The 20723-nt window shown below is 74.5% G+C and carries 17 protein-coding genes; 4 read left to right on the forward strand and 13 right to left on the reverse strand.

Annotation, left to right across the window (positions count from 1 at the left end; all coding sequences use genetic code 11):
* Positions 1-577 precede the first annotated feature (577 nt).
* On the forward strand, positions 578-910 hold the full coding sequence (locus HJG43_13370) for an STAS domain-containing protein (protein UER55976.1): 333 nt from the start codon (positions 578-580) through the stop codon (positions 908-910).
* Positions 911-922: 12 nt separating this feature from the next.
* Here the strand turns inward: HJG43_13370 and fbaA are convergent, their stop codons facing one another.
* From fbaA to HJG43_13400, 6 genes are read right to left on the reverse strand one after another with little or no spacing between them, the layout of a single operon-like run.
* Positions 923-1945: a class II fructose-bisphosphate aldolase gene (gene fbaA, locus HJG43_13375; protein ID UER55362.1), complete on the reverse strand. Its 1023-nt coding sequence runs from the start codon at positions 1943-1945 to the stop codon at positions 923-925.
* A 33-nt stretch (positions 1946-1978) separates the two neighbouring features.
* Positions 1979-2680 (reverse strand): ABC transporter ATP-binding protein, encoded by a 702-nt coding sequence (locus HJG43_13380; protein UER55363.1) that lies wholly within the window; start codon positions 2678-2680, stop codon positions 1979-1981.
* Positions 2677-3684: an ABC transporter ATP-binding protein gene (locus tag HJG43_13385; protein UER55364.1), complete on the reverse strand. Its 1008-nt coding sequence runs from the start codon at positions 3682-3684 to the stop codon at positions 2677-2679. The genes HJG43_13380 and HJG43_13385 overlap by 4 nt, the downstream gene beginning before the upstream one ends.
* Positions 3681-6545: a hypothetical protein gene (locus tag HJG43_13390; protein UER55365.1), complete on the reverse strand. Its 2865-nt coding sequence runs from the start codon at positions 6543-6545 to the stop codon at positions 3681-3683. Before HJG43_13390 ends, HJG43_13385 begins: the two co-directional genes overlap by 4 nt.
* Positions 6542-8416, reverse strand: a complete 1875-nt coding sequence (locus HJG43_13395) for a hypothetical protein (GenBank protein UER55366.1) — start codon at positions 8414-8416, stop codon at positions 6542-6544. The genes HJG43_13390 and HJG43_13395 overlap by 4 nt, the downstream gene beginning before the upstream one ends.
* A gap of 3 nt (positions 8417-8419) precedes the next feature.
* Positions 8420-9778 carry an FAD-dependent oxidoreductase gene (locus HJG43_13400; protein ID UER55367.1) on the reverse strand — a complete coding sequence of 453 codons (1359 nt, stop codon included), beginning with the start codon at positions 9776-9778 and terminating at the stop codon, positions 8420-8422.
* A 48-nt stretch (positions 9779-9826) separates the two neighbouring features.
* Here HJG43_13400 and HJG43_13405 point away from each other — a divergent pair, with 48 nt between their 5' ends.
* Positions 9827-10762, forward strand: coding sequence for a DUF368 domain-containing protein (locus HJG43_13405; GenBank protein ID UER55368.1), 936 nt, complete (start codon positions 9827-9829; stop codon positions 10760-10762).
* 517 nt (positions 10763-11279) lie between these two features.
* Here HJG43_13405 and HJG43_13410 read toward each other — a convergent pair.
* From HJG43_13410 to HJG43_13420, 3 genes are read right to left on the reverse strand one after another with little or no spacing between them, the layout of a single operon-like run.
* Positions 11280-11936 carry an rRNA methyltransferase gene (locus tag HJG43_13410; GenBank protein UER55977.1) on the reverse strand — a complete coding sequence of 219 codons (657 nt, stop codon included), beginning with the start codon at positions 11934-11936 and terminating at the stop codon, positions 11280-11282.
* Between the two features lie 14 nt (positions 11937-11950).
* Positions 11951-12547 carry an orotate phosphoribosyltransferase gene (locus HJG43_13415; GenBank protein ID UER55369.1) on the reverse strand — a complete coding sequence of 199 codons (597 nt, stop codon included), beginning with the start codon at positions 12545-12547 and terminating at the stop codon, positions 11951-11953.
* A complete protein-coding gene (locus HJG43_13420; GenBank protein ID UER55370.1) occupies positions 12544-13362 on the reverse strand; it encodes an SDR family NAD(P)-dependent oxidoreductase in 819 nt (272 codons plus the stop codon). Before HJG43_13420 ends, HJG43_13415 begins: the two co-directional genes overlap by 4 nt.
* Before the next feature lie 39 nt (positions 13363-13401).
* On the opposite strand from HJG43_13420, the gene xth reads away from it, so the two are divergent.
* Positions 13402-14193 carry an exodeoxyribonuclease III gene (gene xth / locus HJG43_13425; protein ID UER55371.1) on the forward strand — a complete coding sequence of 264 codons (792 nt, stop codon included), beginning with the start codon at positions 13402-13404 and terminating at the stop codon, positions 14191-14193.
* A gap of 84 nt (positions 14194-14277) precedes the next feature.
* On the opposite strand, the gene HJG43_13430 is transcribed toward xth, so the two are convergent.
* From HJG43_13430 to HJG43_13445, 4 genes are all read right to left on the reverse strand, one after another.
* Entirely contained in the window at positions 14278-16848 is a 2571-nt protein-coding gene (locus tag HJG43_13430) for a xanthine dehydrogenase family protein molybdopterin-binding subunit (GenBank protein UER55372.1), read from the reverse strand.
* Positions 16841-17365 carry a (2Fe-2S)-binding protein gene (locus HJG43_13435; protein UER55373.1) on the reverse strand — a complete coding sequence of 175 codons (525 nt, stop codon included), beginning with the start codon at positions 17363-17365 and terminating at the stop codon, positions 16841-16843. The genes HJG43_13430 and HJG43_13435 overlap by 8 nt, the downstream gene beginning before the upstream one ends.
* Complete coding sequence (locus HJG43_13440) at positions 17362-18234, reverse strand: xanthine dehydrogenase family protein subunit M (GenBank protein UER55978.1); 873 nt, start codon at positions 18232-18234, stop codon at positions 17362-17364. The genes HJG43_13435 and HJG43_13440 overlap by 4 nt, the downstream gene beginning before the upstream one ends.
* 96 nt (positions 18235-18330) lie before the next feature.
* Positions 18331-18963 carry an SRPBCC family protein gene (locus HJG43_13445; protein ID UER55374.1) on the reverse strand — a complete coding sequence of 211 codons (633 nt, stop codon included), beginning with the start codon at positions 18961-18963 and terminating at the stop codon, positions 18331-18333.
* A 383-nt stretch (positions 18964-19346) separates the two neighbouring features.
* Here HJG43_13445 and HJG43_13450 point away from each other — a divergent pair, with 383 nt between their 5' ends.
* On the forward strand, positions 19347-20246 hold the full coding sequence (locus HJG43_13450; protein UER55375.1) for an SDR family oxidoreductase: 900 nt from the start codon (positions 19347-19349) through the stop codon (positions 20244-20246).
* Positions 20247-20723: the final 477 nt, after the last annotated feature.

Genomic DNA, 20723 nt, shown 5'->3' on the forward strand with positions numbered 1-20723 from the left:
GCACCCGCTGCGCCGTCGGCGTCCGGGGTGGACGCCGGGACGTCCACGGCCGGCAGATCCGAGGCGGAGGCCGGGACCAGGACGACGAGCACCGACCCGGCCGCGCCGCCCCCGGCCCGGTCCAGAGGCGCGGCGTCCAGCCGCCAGCCGTCCAGCGCTGCGCTGACCGCCTCCCCGCGGACGGCGCGGTCCCAGGCGGCGGCGTCGCCGGTGGTGAGCCCGGCGCGACGGCGCCACTCCTCGACGGCGAGCGGGACGGCGACGTCCCCGGCCATCGCGGCGGCGCGACGGTTGACGTGCACGACCAGCCCGGAGGCGGCGTCCAGGACGAGCACCGCGGCGTCCTGCTCCTGGACGAGGCTGGTCAGCCGGCTGACGACGTCCTCGAGACCGTCCCGGACTCGCTTGGCCACGCGCGGCTCCGATCGTCTAGCGTTCCGACTGGTCCGTGGTGACGGCTCCGCAGTGGGGCCGTCGAGGGGGTCCGGGAGGCACGGTGCGGGACGGTAACACCAGCGGGACGCCCCTCGGCGGCGACGCCACCGGGTCCTCCGGTCGTCCGGCGGACCCGGGGTCGGTGCACGTCATCCTCGGCGGCCGCAAGACCAGGGTGGTGCTCACCGGCGAGATCGACGCCGAGCTCGGACCGGACCTCATCGAGGCAGCCGCGGAGGCGGAGGACGCCGGCCGGCCGGTGGAGGTGGACGCCCGGTACGTGTCGTTCATGGACTCCACCGGCGTGGCGTTCCTCGCTCGGCTGGCGTCGCGCTGCGAGGGGCGGCTGGTGCTGATCCGCCCGCCGGACCTGGTCCGGTTCCTCATCGACGTCACCGCGATCCGCGAGGTGCTCGACGTCACCGACACCGACCCAGGTGTCGACCCGACGACGCCGTCCGACGACCCGGCCTGACCGGCACGGCGCTCAGCGCATCCGCCGGCCCGCCGAGCGCAGGTGCTGGCAGGCCTCGACGACCCGGGCCGCCATACCGGCCTCGGCGGCCTTGCCCCACGCCCTCGGGTCGTACTGCTTCTTGTTGCCGACCTCGCCGTCGACCTTCAGCACGCCGTCGTAGTTGCGGAACATGTGGTCGGCGACCGGCCGCGTGAAGGCGTACTGGGTGTCGGTGTCGACGTTCATCTTGACGACGCCGTAGTCGCAGGCGGTGGCGATCTCCTCGGCGGTCGAGCCGGACCCGCCGTGGAAGACGAGGTCGAACGGCCGCTCGACACCGGTCCGCTCACCGGCCGCCTCCTGCGCGGCCTTGAGGATCTCCGGGCGCAGCTTGACGTTGCCCGGCTTGTACACGCCGTGCACGTTGCCGAAGGTCAGCGCGGTGAGGTAGCGGCCGTTCTCGCCGGTGCCGAGCGCCTCGACGGTGGCGATGGCGTCCTCCGGCGTGGTGTAGAGCTTCTCGTTGATCTCGCCCACCACGCCGTCCTCCTCGCCGCCGACGACCCCCACCTCGATCTCGAGGACGACGTTGGCCTGGCGGCACTGCTCGAGCAGCTCACGGGCGATCTGCAGGTTCTCCTCCAGGGGCACCGCGGAGCCGTCCCACATGTGGGACTGGAACAGCGGCTCGCGGCCCTCGGCGACCCGCTGCCGGCTGATCTCCAGCAGCGGCCGGACGAAGCCGTCGAGCTTGTCCTTGGGGCAGTGGTCGGTGTGCAGGGCGATCTGGACGTCGTAGGCCTTGGCGACGTGGTGGGCGTACTCGGCCAGCGCCTGCGCCCCGAGCACCATGTCCTTGACCGTGGGGCCCGACAGGTACTCCGCCCCGCCGGTGGACACCTGGATGATCCCGTCGCTCTCGGCCTCCGCGAAGCCGCGGATGGCCGCGTTGAGGGTCTGCGAGCTCGTCACGTTGATCGCCGGGTAGGCGAACGAGCCGGCCTTCGCGCGGTCGAGCATCTCCGCGTAGACCTCGTGGGTGGCGATGGGCATGGTCGCTGCTCCTGGTACTCGTCGCGGACACGTTCACCGCGATCCTTCCACACGGGGATCGGCGGCAAGGCGGCCGTCAGTGAGCTCGAGGACGTCGTCGGCGAGGTCGACGAGCGCGGGGTCGTGGGTGGCGACGACGACGCTGACGCCGCGCTGGTCGACGAGCTCGCGCAGCAGGCCCAGCACCTGACGGGCGGTGCCGGAGTCGAGCTGGCCGGTCGGCTCGTCGGCGATCAGCAGCCGGGGCTCACCGGCCAGTGCCCGCGCCACGGCCACCCGTTGCTGCTGCCCGCCGGAGAGCTCGGCCGGGCGCTGCGCCGCGTGAGCGGCCAGGCCGACCAGGTCGAGCAGCTCGGCGACGCGGCGGTCCCGTTCGGCCGGGTCGGTGCGCAGCAGCCGCAGCGGCACGGAGACGTTCTCGGCCGCGGACAGCACCGGCAGCAGCCCGAACGACTGGAACACGTACCCGACCTCGCGCCGCCGCACCTCGACGAGCTCGGCGTCGTCCATCGCCGTGAGGTCGCGGTCACCGAGCAGCACCCGTCCGGCGTCCGGGCGGTCCAGGCCGCCGAGCAGGTTGAGCAGCGTGGTCTTGCCCGACCCGGACCGACCCCGGACGACGACCAGCCGACCGGGCGGGACCTCGAGCGTGACGCCGTCGACGGCGTGCACGTCGCCGGCCGCGGTCCGGTAGGTCCGGCGCAGGTCGCAGGCGGCCAGGACCGGCCCGCTCACCGGTCGGCTCCGCCCGCGGGCCCGTCGTCCTGCTGGCCGGCGCGGGGACCGTCGGGGTCGACAGCGGGACCGTCGGGGTCGACGGCGGCACCTGACGTGTCGGGACGGACCTGGACGTGGTCCGGCTCCAGCGCCAGCCGGACCCGGTCGCGCAGGTCCAGCGCGCCGATGAAGTCTCGCGGCAGCTGCAGCCGCCCGGCGCGGTCGAGAACGGCGAACTCCTCGGCGACGTGCCGCTCTCGACCGTGCTCGTCGACCTCGACCCGCCGCAGCACCTCCGAGGAGGTGCGCCCGTCCCGGATGGCGACGGTACGTCCGACGTGCTCGGACACCAGCGGGTCGTGGGTGACGAGCAGGACGGTGACCCCGAGCTCGCGGTTGGCGTCCCGGAACGCCTCGAGCACCTCCGCGGAGGTCACGGAGTCCAGCTCGCCGGTCGGCTCGTCGGCGAGCAGCACCTCCGGGGAGTTGGCCAGGGCGACCGCGATCGCGACCCGCTGCTGCTGACCGCCGGACATCTGCCCGGGGCGCCGGTCGCCCTGGGCGCCGACGCCGAGCAGGTCGAGCAGGTCGAGAGCGCGCCGCTGCCGCCGGCGGGCCGGCACACGGGCGAACGCCATCGGCATCGCGACGTTCTCCACCGCGGTGAGGTGGGGCAGCAGGTTCCGCGCCGTCTGCTGCCAGACGAACCCGACGGTGTGCCGCTGGTACCGGACCCGCTCGCGGCGTCCCATCCCCAGCAGGTCGTGCCCGCCGACCCGGGCAGTCCCCGCGGTCGGCTCGTCGAGGCCGGAGAGGATCCCGAGCAGGGTCGACTTGCCGGACCCGGAGGCCCCGACGAGGGCGACGACCTCCCCGGTCTCGACGACCAGGTCCAGCCCCTGCAGGGCGACAACCTCCACCCGCTGCTCGCCGCGGGTGGCCGGGACCGTGTAGATCCGCACGAGGTTGTCGCAGACGATGGCGGCCCCGGCGCCCCAGCCACCGGCCCGTGCCTGTGTCATTCGTCGTCTCCCACCCGCAGGACGCCGCCGAGCCGCAACCGGCGGTTGGCCGCGACGGTACCGGCCACCGCGACCGCGACGCCCGCGACGACGCCGCCGGCGATGGCCACCACCGCCAGGACGTCCACGGAGAACGGGGGCGGACCGGTCCCGCCGGTGAAGGCCTGCAGGTCCACCGCCGGGAGCACCGCCCACGGGACGACGACTCCCAGCAGCACCCCGGCGGTCACCGCGGCCACGGCGAGCGGAGCCACCTCCCACACCGCCAGCGCCTGCGCCTGCCGCGCGGAGAGCCCGAGGGTGCGCAGGCGCGACAGCAGCCGACCACGTGCCGGAGCGGTGATCAGCAGGGTGAGGACGACGGCCAGCGCGGCGAGGGCGCCGGCCAGTACGGCCGACACGGCGAACGCGTCGAGGGTGCCCGCCACGAGCGGCTGGCCGCGGGCGCGCTGCAGGGCGCCGGCCTGGGTCAGCACCGGGGCCTCGGTGCCGACGGCGGCCCGCACGGCCTCGGTGACGGCCGCGAGCGGCTCTGCGCCTGTGGACCCGCCGGTAGCGGCGCCGCCCTGGGGGTCGAGCGGGTCGAGGGAGTCGACGAGGTCGACGAGGAGCACAGAGTCCGCCGGCACGTCGCCGCCGGCGGCGACGAGCAGCCCGCGGTCGGCGACGACCCACGGCTGCGGGCTCCGCAGCGCGGGCAGGTCGCGGGGGCCGGTCCCGACGACGACGGCGTCCACCGTGCTGCTACCGACGGCCAGCCGCAGCCGTGTCCCGGGGGTGGCGACACCGTCGCGGACGAGGATCGGGACGGCGTCCCCGGCGTCCTGGGGGTCCGGCGTCCACAACCGGTCGGGGTAGGCCGGGGCCCCGGGGACGCCGGCCTGCACGGCTGCCAGGCCGGCGGCGTCCGCGGCCACGAGGGTGACGTCGGTCGTGCTGCGGTCGGTGCGCAGCTGGGCCGGGGCGGTGGCCAGGGGGGCGACGGCGGCGACACCTTCGACGTCCGCCGCCGCGGCCGCCTCCTCGGCGTCGACGCCGAGCGCACTGACCCGGGCGTCGGCACCGACCTCCTGAGCGGCCGCGACCCGGGCGCCACGGTCCGTCGTCGCGGTCACCACGGAGCCGGTGACCGCGGTGGCGAGGGCGAGCACGAGGACGACGAGCGGCAGGATGCCGCCGGCCGGGTCCCGGCTGGCCCGGGCGGCGCCGATGAACGCGACCGCGCCCCGGCGGCGTCCGAGGGCGACCGTCAGCGCCCGCAGCGGCACCGGATAGACCCGGGCGAGCAGGAGCGCACCGGCCAGGGCGGCCAGCAGCGGGGCGGCGGCCAGCAGCGGGTCGAGGCCGGCCGTCCCGGCGGTGAGCCCGCGGGTGCGCAGGATGGCAACCGTGGTCACCGCGGCGAGGACCGCGACCGCCTCCCCCGCCAGCCGCAGCCGCCGGTTCAGCACGGTCCGCGGCCCCCGACGGGCCGACCGCTGCCCCCCGAGCCGGGCCGGCGCACCGAGCAGGGCCGGCGCACCGAGCAGCGGCAGCAGCACCGCGGGCGCCAGCCCGATCAGAGCCGGCAGGACGACACCCCAGGTCCCGCCCCAGCCAGGGACGGCTGCCGCGGCGAGCAACCAGCCCCCGACGGCGGCCGGGACGCCCAGGACGAGACCCTCCACGGCGAGCAGCCCGCGCAGCTGGCCGGGCGACCCGCCCCGCGCCAGGGCGAGGGCCAGGGAGTGCCGGCGGCGCTCCACGACGAGCCGCCCGGCGAGGGCGAGGACGGCGATCACGACCCCGAGCAGCCCGGCCACGACGAGGGAGACGACCGCGGTCGAGGCCTGCTGCACCCGAAGGTGGCCGGTGAGCACCTCCTCGAGGTCGGTGGCGAGCTGGACGCTGCCGGGAGACGGCACTCCAGGCACGGGCGGCGGGAGCTCGACGGGCGTCTGCTCGACCTGCCGCAGGGCGGCGACGAGCGCGGGCACGTCCCGGGACTCCAGGCCGGCCGCGGTCGTGGGGAGCCGCAGCAGGGTGACCGGCTGGCGTGCGGCGCTGAGCAGCGCCTCCAGCCCGGGGTAGGCGGGCTCGCCGACGACGGCGACACCGGTGTAGGTGACGCCGAGGATGCTGGAGTAGTTCTGCTGCGGGCGCAGCACCCGGGTGTCGAACCCCCAGTAGGCGTCACTGGGGTCCAGCGGCTCGAAGACGCCGACGACGTCAAGGGTGAGACTCGCCTCCGCGAGCCGGACCCGGGAGCCGAGCTGCAGGCCGAGGGCGTCGGCGGTCCGGTCGGAGACCGCCACCTCGACCAGGCCGTCGTGGGTGAAGGCCAGCGGCAGCCGCCGGCCCGGGTCGGCCGGCAACGAGTCGGCCCGCTCGGTCAGCGAGATCCGCTCCGGAGGTCGGCCGGCGACGTACTCGACGTGCTCGCCGAAAGCGTCCTGGACCGTCAGCTCGAGGAACGCGTTGTCGGCCGGTGACGGCAGCTCCGGCTCGGTACCGGCCACCGCCATGTCGCGGAAGTCCACGCTGAACACCGGGTCCCCGACCTGCTCGGCGACGACCGGCGGCAGTCCGCCCACGACGTCCGCCAGGAAGTCGCGCAGCGGCTGGAGGGGTGCGTCCGAGGTCCCGGAGCGGTCGGCCGCCGGTGGGGAGAACAGGACGACGGCGAGGTCGCGCTGCAGCGGGCCGGTGTCCGCGACGGTGCTGCGCACCCCGTCGGTACGCATCGTGTCGAGCGCCCGGGGCAGGGCGGCGGCGAGGCCGGCGGTGACCAGGACGACGACGGCCACCACGGCCACCGTGGCCCGGTCGGTGAGGACCTGGCGGCGGACGAGGTGAACGCTGCTCACCGACGCTCGGCTCATCCGAGCACCCCGGCCCCGGCGACGAGGGCCTGCAGCGGCGGCACCGTGAGTCGCGCGACGACGGTCCCGGTCACCCACCCGGCGAGCAGGCCGGTCAGCAGGACGGCGGCGATCCGTCCGGCGGCCACGGCTCGCAGCTGCCCGCGGGTGGTGCCCAGCGCGGCGAGCACGGCACGCTCCCGACGCTGCCGCCGGGCGTCGGCGAGGGCGACCACCGCACTGCCGCCGACGGCGAGCAGACCGCCGGCCGTGAGCGCCAGCACGGCGACGGGTCCGGCGACAGCCGCGACGAGTGCGTCGCCCGTGACCGCCCGGGACGTCGCCAGGACGAGGGTGGCAGCGCCGGCCGCCAGGGCCAGGAGCAGCACCGGCAGGCCGTAGCGGGACGGGCGGCGGGTGAGGTCCCAGGCGGCGAGCGGTCCCACGAGCCCGCTGCCGCGGGCCAGCGGTGCGAGCGCTGCGGCGGCCACCGGCGGCAGCACCCGGACCGCGAGCACCGCCCCGGCCAGCAGGCACAGCACGGGGGCGGCGACGGCCACGGCGTCCACGGCGCCGTCCGCCGCCAGTGGTCCGTCCCGGCGCAGTCGCCAGGTCGCCAGCAGGGACAACGAGACGAGGACGACGTCCGTCCCGGCCCGCAGCACGGCGGTCCGCCGGCCACCAGGCTGCGGAGGGCCCGCCGGGTCACCGGCGCGCCGGCCCGCGGGCCGGCCGGCCGTCCAGGCGGCGACGAGCGCCGGGCCGGCCAGCAACGCGGCACCGCCCGCGGTCAGCGCCGTCCCGGTGCCGGCCGCGAACCGGTCGGGGGTCCCGGCACCCAGCCCGGCAGCGGCCACGGTGACCAGCGCGGTCACCGGCACCGCCAGCGCCACCACCTCGAGGAGCGCGAGGCCGCCGAGCGTGCCGGCGGTCGCGCCGCGGGCGGCCAGCAGTCGGGTCTGGGCCGCGCGCCACGCCGCGAGCCGGGCCCCGACGGCGAGCAGCGTGACCGACGCCAGGACCACGAGCAGGACCGTCGGGACGAGGGCCGCCGCCCGGGCCGCTGCCGCCCGGGCGGCCAGGTCCCGCAGTGGCGCACCGCCGGGCCCGCCGACCTGCACCTGCCGGCCGGTCCGTGGGTCCCCGGTGACGACGTCCCGCAACCGGTCCACGCCGTCGGCCAGGACCGTGAGCCGGTCGGCACCCACGGCGGCGGGGTCGACGGCGATCCGCCAGCGGACGGTCGGGGTGGGGTCGAGGCCGGCGGCCGCGACGTCCGGGACGACGAGGGGCCCCAGCGTCCGCGCGTCCCGGGCCCCGGTCACCTCGAGCGGGTCCCCGCCGAACCGGGGGTCACCCGGCTCGTGGGGACGCCACGTACCGGTGACCTCGATCCGCACGCGCCCGTCGGGACCGTCGAGCACGAGCACGTCGCCGACGCCGACGCCGAGCGCCTCCGCAGCAGCCGCGTGCAGTGCGCCCTGTCCGTCGGCAGCGGGCCACTGCCCGGCAGTGAGGTCGGCCAGCGCGGCGGGTTCGTCGTAGGCGACCGGGACGACCCGCCGGCCGGCCGCGCCGTCCGGCTCCAGGACCCCGGTGAGGGCGCCGCGGACACTGCGGGACACCGCGAACCCACCGGCGCCCACCCGTCGGACGTCCTCGAGGACGGCGTCGTGCTGGGCGACCGGGTCATCGGCTACCTCCGCGCGGACCGTGGTGACCCCACGGTCGGGGGGCAGGCCCGCGACTGCCCGGCGGACCTCCGCGTCGAGCCGCTCGACGGGGTCGGTGAGCGCGACCGTGGACGCCCCTGCGGCGAGCAGCAGCAGCGCCGCGGCCGCCGCGAGCGGGGCGGCCGCGGCTCGCGCTCGGGCGAGGAGCAGGCGCAGCACCGGTTACAGGCGCTCGGCCAGCCTGCGGCAGGCGATCTGCACGGGGTCCCAGACCGGCGAGAACGGCGGTGCGTAGGCGAGGTCGGCCATCGCGACGTCCTCGGCGGTGAGCCCGGCCCACATCGCGGTGGCGGCCGTGTCGATGCGCTTGCCCGCTCCGCGGCCGCCGACGATCTGACAGCCGAGCAGCCGGCCGGTGCCGCGCTCGCCGAGCGCCCAGACCGTGACCGGGTCGGACTCGGGCATGTAGCCCGACGCGGTGGTGGAGTCCATCCGCACCTCCTCGACGTCGAAGCCGGCCTCGCGGGCCCACCGGCTGGTGAGCCCGGTGCGGGCCACCTCGGCGTCCCCGGCCCGAGTGATCGCCGTCCCGACGATGCCGGGGAACCGGTCGTCGCCGCCACCGAGGTTCGTCCCCGCCACCCGGCCGGCCTTGTTGGCGTGCGTGCCGAGCGGGACGTAGAGGTGCTGGCCGAGGGTGCGGTCGAGCACCTCGCAGCAGTCGCCGGCGGCCCACACCCCGTCGGTGAGCCGTTGCCGGTCGTCGGGGACGAGGCCGCCGCGCTCACCGACGGGCAGGCCGGCGCCGGTGGCCAGGTCGGTGCGGGCCCGCACTCCCAGCCCGAGGGCGACGACGTCCCCGCGCACCGGGTCGCCGTTCACGCAGGCGGCGCGGACCCGGCCGTCCGGCCCGGTCTCCAGGTCGGTGACCTCGGTGCCGGTGACGACCTCGACCCCGGCCCGCTCCAGCGCGGCGCGCACGAGGGCCCCCATCGCCGGCTCGAAGGACCCCGACATCGGCTCCTCGCCGCGGGTGACGAGCGTCGTCCGCAGTCCGCGGCGGGCGAGGGTCTCGGCCATCTCGACCCCGATGTAGCCGCCGCCGACGACGAGGGCGTCCCTCGGGTCGGAGGCGAGCAGCTCCCGCCAGGCCGCGCCGTCCGCGAGGGTCTTGACCGCCAGGACGCCGGGGACGTCGCGGGCCCAGTCCGGCAGGATCGGCGCGGCACCGGTGGCGAGCAGGACGTCGTCGAACCCCAGCCGGGACGTCGTCCCGGTCGCGTGGTCACGGACCTCGACCTCGCCGGCGTCGAGGTCCAGGGCGGTGGCCTCGGTGTGCAGCCGGACGTCGATCCCGGCGTCCCGGTGCTGCGCGGCGGTGCGGGCGACGAGGTCGTCGGCGGCGTCGACGTCACCGGCCACCCAGTACGGGATGCCGCACGCGGAGTACGACACGACGTCGCTGGCCTCCACGGCGACGACCTCGAGGTCTGCTCCGGTGCGGCGGGCGGTGCGCAGGGCCTGGTTCGCCGCGCTCATCCCGGCGGCGTCCGCGCCGATCACCACGAGTCGTCGGGACATGGGGTCACTGTGTCACCCGGGCGGGCCGTCTGCGGGTACCGTCACGCCGTGACGAGCACTCGTGCCGCGGTCCGCACCGGCTGGGCGGCACCGTTGAACGCCGTCCGGGGGGCGCTCATCGGCGCCGCGGAGGTGGTCCCGGGGGTCAGCGGTGGCACCGTCGCCCTCGTCGTCGGGGTGTACACCGCGCTGATCACCTCGGCGGGCCACCTCGTGTCCGCCGTCCGGCTACTGCTCCTCGGACGACGGGAGGAAGCCCGCCGGGAGCACGCCGACGTGCAGTGGTCGGTGCTGCTGCCGCTGCTCGCCGGGATGGCGGTCGCGGTCGTCGTCGGCGCCGCGGTGCTCGAGCCGGTGCTGGAGGAGCACCCGGTCGGCTCGCGCGCGGTCTTCGCCGGGATGATCCTCGCCTCGCTGTCGGTGCCGATCCAGATGGTGCGCCGCTGGGGTGCCCGGGAGGTCGGCGTCGCTGTCGTGGCCGCGGTCGCGGCGGCGCTGCTGACCGGGCTGCCGCCGGGGACGGTGAGCAACCCGCCGCTGCCGGTGGTGTCCGTGGCGGCCGCTCTTGCCGTGTGCGCGCTCGTGCTGCCCGGGGTGTCGGGCTCCTTCCTGCTGCTCACCCTCGGTCTGTACGCCCCGACGCTGGCGGCGGTGAACGACCGGAACCTCGCCTACCTGGGCGCGTTCGTCGCCGGCGCCGTGGTCGGCCTCTCCGCCTTCGTGAAGGTCCTGCAGTACCTGCTCGGCCACCACCCCTCGGTGACGCTCGCGGTGATGACCGGGCTGATGGCCGGCTCCCTGCGAGCGCTGTGGCCGTGGCAGGGGCCCGACCGGGAGCTGTACGCGCCGGGGCCGGACCTGTGGCCGGTCGTCGGCCTCGCGCTGCTCGGAGCGGTCGGCGTGCTCTCGCTCATCGCCGCCGAGCGCCGCCTCGCCCCGGCCAAGGCCCCGACCCAGCACCCCACCGCACCCCCCACTCGGTGATCATGCAATCCCGCCACCCTGGCGCGCCCCTCGCCCACTCGCAGAATGCTGGGTTGGTGGCACGACACGCCGGCAAAGCTGTGCGGAGCGCAGCATTCTGTGGTCACAGGCGCCTGACCCGACATGGGTGCCATGGCCGTCGAGGCCCGTTCTCGTCTGGCCGGGTGGCCCCCCAGCGGTCATGAGGCCTTCATTGCAATCCAGCCACCCTCGATCCAGCCGCCCCTTCTACCAGCGTGCCGTGCCAGGAACCAGCATTCCGCCGGGGGCGAGGTTGTGCAGGTGGCGGGATTGCATGATCACGAAAGGTGTGGGGCCGACGGGTCGGGTGCTTTCCCGCCTCGCAGAATGCTGCGCTCCGCACAGCTTTGCCGGCGTGTCGTGCCACCAACCCAGCATTCTGCGAGTGGGCGAGGGGCGTGCCAGGGTGGCGGGATTGCATGATCACGGAGGGATTGAGGCCGGGGGCGCGGAGGGTGGCGGGATTGCATGATCACGGAGAGGGGGTGGCGGCTGGTCAGGGAGAGGGGCGCTGGTGGAACACGTGCCGGCGCACCCAGGCGTGCAGCCCGACCGCGGCGGCCGCCCCGGCGTTGATCGAACGGGTGGAGCCGAACTGGGTGATGGCGAGGACGGCGTCACAGGCCGACCGCAGGTCCTCGGACAGCCCGGGACCCTCCTGGCCGACCACCAGGACGCACGCCCGGGGCAGGTCGTACGTCTCCAGCGGGACGGCGTCCGGGCCGGTGTCCAGCCCGATCAGCGGCAGGTGCCGCTCGGCGGCCCACCCGGCGAGGTGCGCGGCGTCCGGGTGGTGGTGGACGTGCAGGTACCGGTCGGTGACCATCGCACCGCGCCGGTTCCAGCGACGGCGGCCGACGACGTGGACGCCGGCGACGTTGACCGCGTTGGCGGTCCGCACGACCGAGCCGATGTTGAGGTCGTGCCGAAGGTTCTCGATCGCGACGTGCACGGGGTTCCGTCGGGTGTCGAGGTCGGCGACGATCGCCTCGACGGTCCAGTACCGGTAGCGGTCGAGCACGTTGCGCCGGTCGCCCTCGGCCAGCAGCACCGGGTCGTAGCGCGGGTCGTCGGGCCAGGCTGCCGGGCCGCCGGGCCACGGACCGACGCCCACCTCACTACCGTCGTCCGGGGCTGCGTCGTCCCCCGGCAGACGCGCAGGACCGTTCACTCGAGCCCGAGCTCGCCCTTGTCGTAGACCGCCAGGTACGGCAGCCCGGCGGCCTCGATCCGTTCGCGGGCGCCGGAGGCCCGGTCGACGACGACGGCGACGGCCAGCACCTCGGCGCCGGCCTCGGTCAGCGCCTCCACCGCGGTGAGCGGCGACCCACCGGTGGTCGAGGTGTCCTCGAGGACGACGACGCGGCGTCCGGCGACGTCCGGGCCCTCGATCCGGCGCTGCAGCCCGTGCGCCTTGCTCTGCTTGCGGACGACGAACGCGTCGAGGCCTCGGCCGCGCCGGGCGGCAGCGTGCAGGACGGCGGTGGCGACCGGGTCGGCGCCCAGGGTGAGGCCGCCGACGGCGTCGGGAGCCAGCCCGGCGTCGTCCAGCAGGTCGAGCATCACCTCACCGACGAGCGGAGCCGCCTCGTGGTGCAGGGTGACCCGGCGCAGGTCCACGTAGTAGTCCGCCTCCCGGCCGCTCGACAGGGTGACCCGCCCCCGGACGACGGCCAGCTGGGCGATGAGGTCACGCAGCCGGTCGCGGGAGGCACGGTCGCGGGAGGCACGGTGCGCCGGGTCCGCGGGGCGTCCGGCGGTCATCGCAGCGTCCGCCGGCGCACGGGCCGGCCGCCGGATGCGAGCCGGACGAGAGAACGGGGCGCCACCCGCAGCACGGTAGCGGCGACCCTGTACCGCTTCGTGGGGACCGACAGGATGCGTCCCCGGCGGGAGTCGGCGAGCGCCGTGCGCACGAGCCGGTCCACGTCGACGAATGCCCAGTCGGGCAGTCGGGCCGCCAGCCGGTCGCCGACGAGATCGGTGCGGACGTAGCCGGGCAGCAGCGCCGTCACGGTGACGCCGTGGCGGCCGAGCTCGATGGCCATCGCCTCGCTGAACGCGGTGGTCCAGGCCTTCGCGGCCGCGTACGTGCCGCCCGCCGTGTACGCCGCGACGCTGGAGACGTTGATGACCGCGCCGCTGCGTCGCTGCGCCATCGCCCGGCCGGCGGCGTGGGTGAGGACGAGGACGGCGCGGCAGTGCACGTCGAGCAGCCGCTCCTGCTCGCGGACGTCGCTGCGCAGGAAGCCCTGGTGGACGGCGAACCCGGCGTTGTTGACGAGCAGGTCCACCGGGCGGTCCGGGTCTGCTACGCGGTCGGCCACCTGCTGCAGCTGGTCCCGGTCGGACAGGTCCGCGGACAGCACCTCGACGTCGACGCCGTGGTCCGCGCGGAGCCTGGCCGCGGCGTCCGCGAGCCGGGCCCGGCCGCGGGCGACGAGGACGAGGTCGTAGCCGTCGGCCGCGAGGTGCCGGGCGAACGCCAGCCCGATCCCCGCGCTGCCGCCGGTCACCAGGGCGGTCGGTCGGGTCCGCGGGGGACCGTCGGCACGGTCGGACGTCGTCTGGTCGGGCACGCCGTGAACCTACCGGCGGCCGCCCGGTACGTTCGAGCCGTGCGCCTCGCCACGTGGAACGTCAACTCCGTGCGCGCCCGGCTCGACCGGGTGACCAGCTGGATCCAGCGCAGCGACGTCGACGTCGTCCTGCTGCAGGAGACCAAGTGCACCGACGACCAGTTCCCGGCGATGGCCTTCGAGGCCGCCGGGTACGAGGTCGCCCACGTCGGCTTCAACCAGTGGAACGGCGTGGCGATCGCCTCCCGGGTGGGCATCGCGGACGTCGAGGTGGGCTTTCCCGGCCAGCCCTGCTGGGGGGACTCCGAACAGACCGAGGCACGGGCACTGGGCGCGACCTGCTCCGGCGTCCGGGTCTGGTCGCTGTACGTCCCGAACGGCCGCTCGCTGGAGGACCCGCACCTGGAGTACAAGCTGCAGTGGCTCGCGGCGCTGCGGGAGGCGGGCCGGCAGTGGCTGGCCGAGGACCCGGACGCGCAGATCCTGCTCGGCGGTGACTGGAACGTCGCACCGACCGACGACGACGTGTGGGACCCGGCGTTCTTCGAGGGGCGCACGCACACCTCGCCGGCGGAGCGGGCCGCCTTCCACGGCGTGGTGGACGCCGGGTTCGCCGACCTGGTCCGCCCGTACGCCCCTGGCCCGGGGGTCTACACGTACTGGGACTACACCCAGCTGCGGTTCCCGAAGCGCCAGGGGATGCGGATCGACTTCCTGCTGGGGTCCCCCGCGCTGCAGCGCCGCGTCACCGGCGCCTCCATCGACCGGGAGGAGCGCAAGGGCAAGGGGGCGAGCGACCACGCCCCGGTCGTCGTCGACCTGGCCGACTAGAGAGCGGCCCGTGCCTGCCGCCCGTGCCTGCCACCGTGCGAGCCCCCGTGCCTGCGGGGCGGCTGAGAGCACCGGGGACCGGGCTCAGATGACGCCGGCCAGCTCCAGGATCCGGGACGGCGGGAGGTACTGCTCGGTCACCCGTCCGCCGACCGCGGACAGCGCGTCCTCGATGGCGTTGGTGATCGCCGCGGGAGCGCCGATCATGCCCCCCTCCCCGACCCCGCGGTAGTTGGCCTCGATGTCGGAGGGGGTCTCGACGTGGTGCAGCTCGATCTCCGGGATCTCCATCGCCGTGGGCACCAGGTAGTCCATGAACGTGCCCGCCTGGAAGTTCGCGAACTCGTCGTAGGCCGACCGCTCGTACAGCACGGCCCCCACCCCCTGGGCCACCCCGCCTCGGACCTGGCCCTCCACGATCGCCGGGTTGATCATCTCCCCGCAGTCCTCGGCCACGAGATACCGGGGGATCGTCACCTGTCCGGTCTCCCGGTCGATCTCCACCCAGCAGACGTGGGTGGCCTGCGCCCATCCTCCCTCGCCGCCGTCCCAGCCCTTCGACACGTCGATGAGCGTCTCGGTGCCCTGCGGCAGCCGCCGGTCTCCTGCGGCCAGCGCGCCGGCCACCTCCGCGAGCGTCATCCCCTGGCCGGAGATGCCCTTCACCCGGACGACTCCCTCGACGATCTCCAGGTCGCCCGGGTCGGCCTCGATGAGGTAGGCGGCCAGCTCGAGCAGGCGGTCGTGCGCGTCGCGGGCGGTCACGGTGACCGCTCCCCCGGCCATCGCGGCCGAACGGCTCCCGCCGGTGCCCATGATGCTGAACGGCACCCGCCGGGTGTCGCCGTAGATGACCTTCACGGCCTCGATGGGCACGCCCATCTCGTCCGCGGCCACCTGCGCCAGCGTCGTCTCGTGCCCCTGGCCGTGCGGCATCTGCGAGGTCAGCACGCTCACCGTGCCGTCGACCTCCACCCGCACGCGGGCCGTCTCCCGCCCCATCGCCGCGCCGAAGCCGGGCACGACGGAGTCCATGAACCCGGGCGGCCCGGGGGCCGCCTCGATGTAGGTGGCGATACCGAGGCCCACCAACCGCCCCTCGGCCCGGGCGGCGCGCTGCTCCGCCGCCCAGCCGGCGTACCCGGCCTTGTCCAGAGCGGTCTCCAGGGTGCGCCTGGCGGACATGCGGACGTCGAGCGCCGGACCGGTGATCATGGTGGTCGGCAGCTCGTCGTCGCGGACCATGTTCGCGAGGCGGACCTGGGCCCGGTCCAGGCCGAGCTCCCGGGCGATGATGTCGATCATGCGCTCACGGACCCAGGTCTCGGCGGCCCAGGGGCCGCGGTAGGCGACGTAGGTGGCCTTGTTGGAGGCGACGATCGTGGTGTCGAAGCTGTAGGCCTGCAGCCGGTAGGGGCCCGGCAGCATGGTGCGGATGATCTGGGCGAAGAACGCCGCGGAGAACGGGATACCGGGGTAGGCGCCCTGGTCCATCGTCATGCGGACGCGCAGACCCAGGATGGTGCCGTCGTTCTTGACCGCGGCCTCGACGTGGAGCGTCTCCTCCCGCGCCTGCCCGCTCACCAGGAGGGACTCGTTGCGGTCCTCGATCCACTTGATGGAGCGGCCGAGGCGGCGGGCCGCCGCGGCGAGCGCGACGTCCTCCTTCCCGACGAAGGTCTTCAGCCCGAAGGCGCCGCCGACGTTCTCGGCGACCACCTGCGGCGTGTGCTCCACGCCGTGGGCGACGAGCGGCAGGACGGACCGGATCAGCGGAGGGATGCGGCCGGGCCTGCGGAGCAGCTGACGGGTGAACTCGGGCGACATGGACTGCCCGGCTCCCAGCAGTGCGGGCTGGTCGCGGAGCAGCGCGCGGGTGCCCTCGACGAGGGCCCGGACGTTGCGCCGGTTGCGCACGAGGTCGACTGCCGATCGCCAGATGGGGGTGCGCCCGGTGAGCATCCCGAGCACCCAGGCCAGCAGGTGCGGGGACTGGGTGGCGGCGTGGTAGGTGAGCCGGCCCGTGGAGGGGTCCACGACGGCCGCGGCTCCTCGGGTCTCCATCGGGGTGGGGGCGTGCCGGTGCTGGCGGAAGGTCTCGGAGATCACACGGTCGGCCGCCGCGAACACGGCGTCCACGTCGCCGTAGGACTTCGAGTCCCGGTACACGACGTTGCTCTTGTTCTCCTCCCAGATGGGTGACAGCGCCGGGTCGAGGGCCTGCTCCATCGTGCCGATCGGGTCGAGCGGTTCGTAGTCCACCTCGATCAGCTGCCGGGCGTCCTCGGCGATGTACCTGTCGCGTGCCACCACCAGCGCGACCGGGTCGCCGACGTGACGCACCTTGTCGGTCGCCAGGCAGTAGAAGGAGGGGTTGTACAGGCCCTCCAGCGCCAGGAGGCCGGTCATCGGGTTCGTCACCTGCTTCATCGCCTCGCCGGTGACGACGACGTGGACGCCGGGGAGCCTCCGGGCGGCCGAGACGTCGATCCTCCGGATCCGCGCGTGCGGCACTGGACTGCGCAGGAACGCCGCGTGGAGCATGTCCGGGGCGGTCACGTCCGCGACGTAGCGGCCCTTCCCGGTCAGGATGGTGGGGTCCTCGACCCGCTTGACCCGGGTGCCGACGAACCGTCCGGCAACAGCTTCACGCACCGGTGACCTCCGCGTCTGTGTGGGCGTCGACCGTCGGGGAGTCCGCCAGCAGACGAGCGGCCAGCTCCACGCCGTTGATGATGCTCTGGTAGCCGGTGCAGCGGCACAGGTTCTCCGAGACGGCTTCCCGGATCTCCTCCCGCGTGGGCGCCGGGTTCTCCTTGAGGAAGGCGTACGTGGTCATGACGAAGCCGGGCGTGCAGAAACCGCACTGGAAGCTGTGACCGTCACTGAAGCCCTGCTGCACCGGGTGCAGGCGCCCGTCGGCGTCCGCGAGCCCCTCGACCGTCGTCACCTCCCTGCCGTCGGCCTGGCCGACCAGCATCAGGCAGGAACGGGCAGGACGGCCGTCCACCAGGACGGTGCACGCGCCGCACACGCCGTGCTCGCAGCCGAGGTGGGTGCCGGTCAGGGAGAGGTCCTCGCGGAGGAAGTCGGCCAGCGTGCGCCGAGCCTCGGTGGCCCGGGTGAGCTGTCGTCCGTTCACGGAGAGGGTCACCGTCGTCTGCTGGGTCATGCAGCTCCTCCTGCTCTGTCGGCTGCCTCGACGAGCGCTCGCCTGGTCAGCTGCTCCGCCACGTGCCGCCGGTAGGTCGCGGTGGCATGGAGGTCGTCCCCCGGCTCCAGCTCCTGGGCCGCCTCCCGGGCGGCCGCGGCCGCGGTCGCGGCGTCGAGCACGGAGCCCACCAGTCGCCGCTCTGCACCCTCCGCTCGCACCGGAGTGGAGTCGACGCCGAAGTAGGCCAGTGCGGCGCCGCTCACCGTCCCGTCCTCGGCCAGGGTGACCGAGCAGCAGACACCCACGAGCGCGAAGTCGCCGTGCCGGCGGCTGACCTCGCGTACCGACCCGCCGGTGCGTGGTCCCGGCGCGGGGAAGCGCACCTCGACGACCATCTCGTCGGGTTCCAGGGCGGTGGTGAGGAAGCTGACGAAGAAGTCAGCAGCCGTCAGCACCCGCTCCCGCGTGGCGCTGCGGACGACGATCTCCGCCCCGGTGGCGAGCGCCAGCGCCGGCAGCTCCGCGGCCGGATCGGCATGGGCCAGGCTGCCGCACGGGGTTCCACGATTCCGGATCGCGGGGTGGCCGATCAGCTTCACGGTCCGGGCGAGCAGGGGCGCGCTCCGCGCGACGAGCTCCGACCGTTCCACGTCGGCATGGCGGACCATGGCTCCCACGGTTACGCCACCACTCGGCCCCGGGGCGAGCTCCGCCAGCTCGGTCACCCGGTCCAGGTCGACGACGTGCCTCGGTTGACTGAGCCTGAGCGCCATCACCGGAAGCAGACTCTGACCGCCGGCGAGGACCTTTGCCTCCCCGGCGTGACGACCGAGAAGGTCCAGGGCCTCGGTGAGGCTCTCCGGACGGTGGTAGACGAAGTCGGGCATCTTCACGGAGACGGCTCCGCCCCTGGCGCACAAGCCACAGCTGAACGCGTAACTGCCAGTGACGCGGCCGCGACCGCGGGGATCACAACCACGTCGTCATCGCCTCCTGCGCCGCAGTGCCGCGAGGACGGCGAGCGCCAGGCCCACGACGACAGCGGCGACTGCCGGGGCCGGGACCCGTTCCACCGCACGTCGCAGCTGAGCGCCCGCACTGGAGAGGGCGAGGGACAACCCGTTCACCTCGGGCGCGCCAACGGCAGCCCTGGCCTCGGCGGTGCCGGCAGACAGCTTGGCCTCCAGGCACTGCGCGAACTCTCTGATCAGCCGCGCGGAGATGTCGTTCAGCACCGACGTCCGGCCGAACTGCGCTGCCGCGCCCGAGAGCGTGACGTCTGCCTCGATGGCGACTGTGGTGCCACCCTCCTGATCGTCCTCGGAGAGCCGGTACACGACCGCGACCTCGCCTCGGCTGCCGCCGCGGCGATCCGACCCCACGCCCTTGATCGTCCCGGTGTGCGACGCGGCGTCCGCGCTCACCGTGGCCCGCCCCTCGAAGGTCGGCGTCATGGGGCCGAGCTTGACCGAGACCACACCGGTGTAGGTGTCCGGCCCGTCCTGGCCCGTGAGCGACGCACCTGGCAGGCACTGGGCCACCGAAGGGATGTCCTGGAAGGCGTTCCACACCGCGGCCATCTCCCGGCCGACGTGGAACTGCTGCGTGATCTTCATCCGACCCTTTCGTCGCGTTGCCGTGCTGCCGCGGAGCCGCCGTCCGGTCGTGCCCCGCCAAGACCGAGGCGCCGACCGCTGCACCAGACGTCGGCTCGCCGAGGGTCACTCGACTCCGGTGCCAGATCGTCGGTCGTCCCAACCGCACCGGGTGACGACGACGCCGGGCTCTCCGACCCCACGGCTGTCGACCCACCGGTCTGCTCACTGCCCTGCTGCAGGATGCACCCTAGCCTGTGACACCGGCCACACGTCCAGAGCTGCGACGGCCCGACTCGCCGGCCCGCAGACGTCGCCGAGACGACGTGGTGATCGACTGAGCCGGCGCCTGCCCCGCGACGCTCGGGATGCGGCCGGACGGCGACCGTCGCAGCATCGACGACATGACCGAGTCGCAAATCGCCCAGAACGCCCAGAGCAAGCTCGATGCCGATGGCGGGTTCCCCGAGCAGCAGCAGGAACCGCCCGGCCGTACCGGTGAGATGACGCCGGTCCCCGACCACGGCGAGCAGACCTACCGCGGGTCAGGCCGGCTCGACGGCATGCGCGCCCTGGTCACCGGCGGTGACTCCGGGATCGGCCGCGCCGTGGCCATCGCCTACGCCCGCGAGGGCGCCGACGTCGCCGTGTGCTACCTGCCGGAGGAGCAGGAGGACGCCGAGGAGACCGCCCGCTGGGTCGAGGACGCCGGACGCCGGGCCGTGCTGTGTCCTGGGGACATCCGCGAGGAGCAGACCTGTCAGGACGTCGTGGCGGCGGCGGTCGAGGGGCTCGGTGGTCTCGACGTCCTGGTCAACAACGCCGGCTACCAGTGGGCCCGCAGCGAGGGGCTGGAGAACCTCGAGACCGAGCAGCTGGACCGGGTGCTCAAGACGAACCTCTACGCGCTGTTCTGGATCACCCGCGCCGCCTTGCCGCACCTCGGCCGCGGGTCGTCGATCATCAACTGCACGTCGATCCAGGCCTACGAGCCGTCGACGTCGCTGCTCGACTACGCGGCGACGAAGGCAGCGATCAACAACTTCACGGTGAACCTGGCCGCCGAGCTGGGCCCGCGGGGGATCCGGGTCAACGCGGTGGCCCCGGGCCCGATCTGGACGCCGCTGCAGCCGGCGACTCAGCCGGCGGAGAAGGTGGCGAACTTCGGGTCGAGCACCCCGCTGGGGCGGGCCGGCCAGCCCGGCGAGGTGGCACCGGCGTTCGTGTTCCTGGCCTCGCCGTCCGACGCCAGCTACGTCTCCGGCACCGTCCTCGGCGTCACTGGCGGCAAACCCGTCTTCTAACCCCCGCCGCCCTCAGCCACCCCCCTTGTTCGTGATCATGCAATCCCGCCACCCCCAGCTCCCACCACCCCCTCGGGCCTTCCACCCCCCGTGATCATGCAATCCCGCCACCCTCGGGCCGCCGTCCCGCCCGCAGAATGCTGGGCTGTTGGCTCGACACGCCGGCTGGGCTGTCCCGGATCCAGCATTTTGCGGTGGGCCAATGACGCGACACCACCCGGCTGATGCGACATATGCCCCAGTGGCGCCACGAGCTGAGCATTTCCACGAGCTAAGCATTTCGAAGATGCCCCCTGGTGGCGGGACTGGATGACCAACGTCGGGTCAGGGTCTCGACCACAGAATGCTGCGCTCGGGACAGTTTGGCCGGCGTGTCGCGCCAACAACCCAGCATTCTGCGGGCGGGACGGCGGCCCAAGGGTGGCGGGATTGCATGATCACGGGAGGCGGCCCTGAGGGTGGCGGGATTGCATGATC

This window comes from Kineosporiaceae bacterium SCSIO 59966 (assembly GCA_020881835.1).
GTDB lineage: Bacteria > Actinomycetota > Actinomycetes > Actinomycetales > SCSIO-59966 > SCSIO-59966.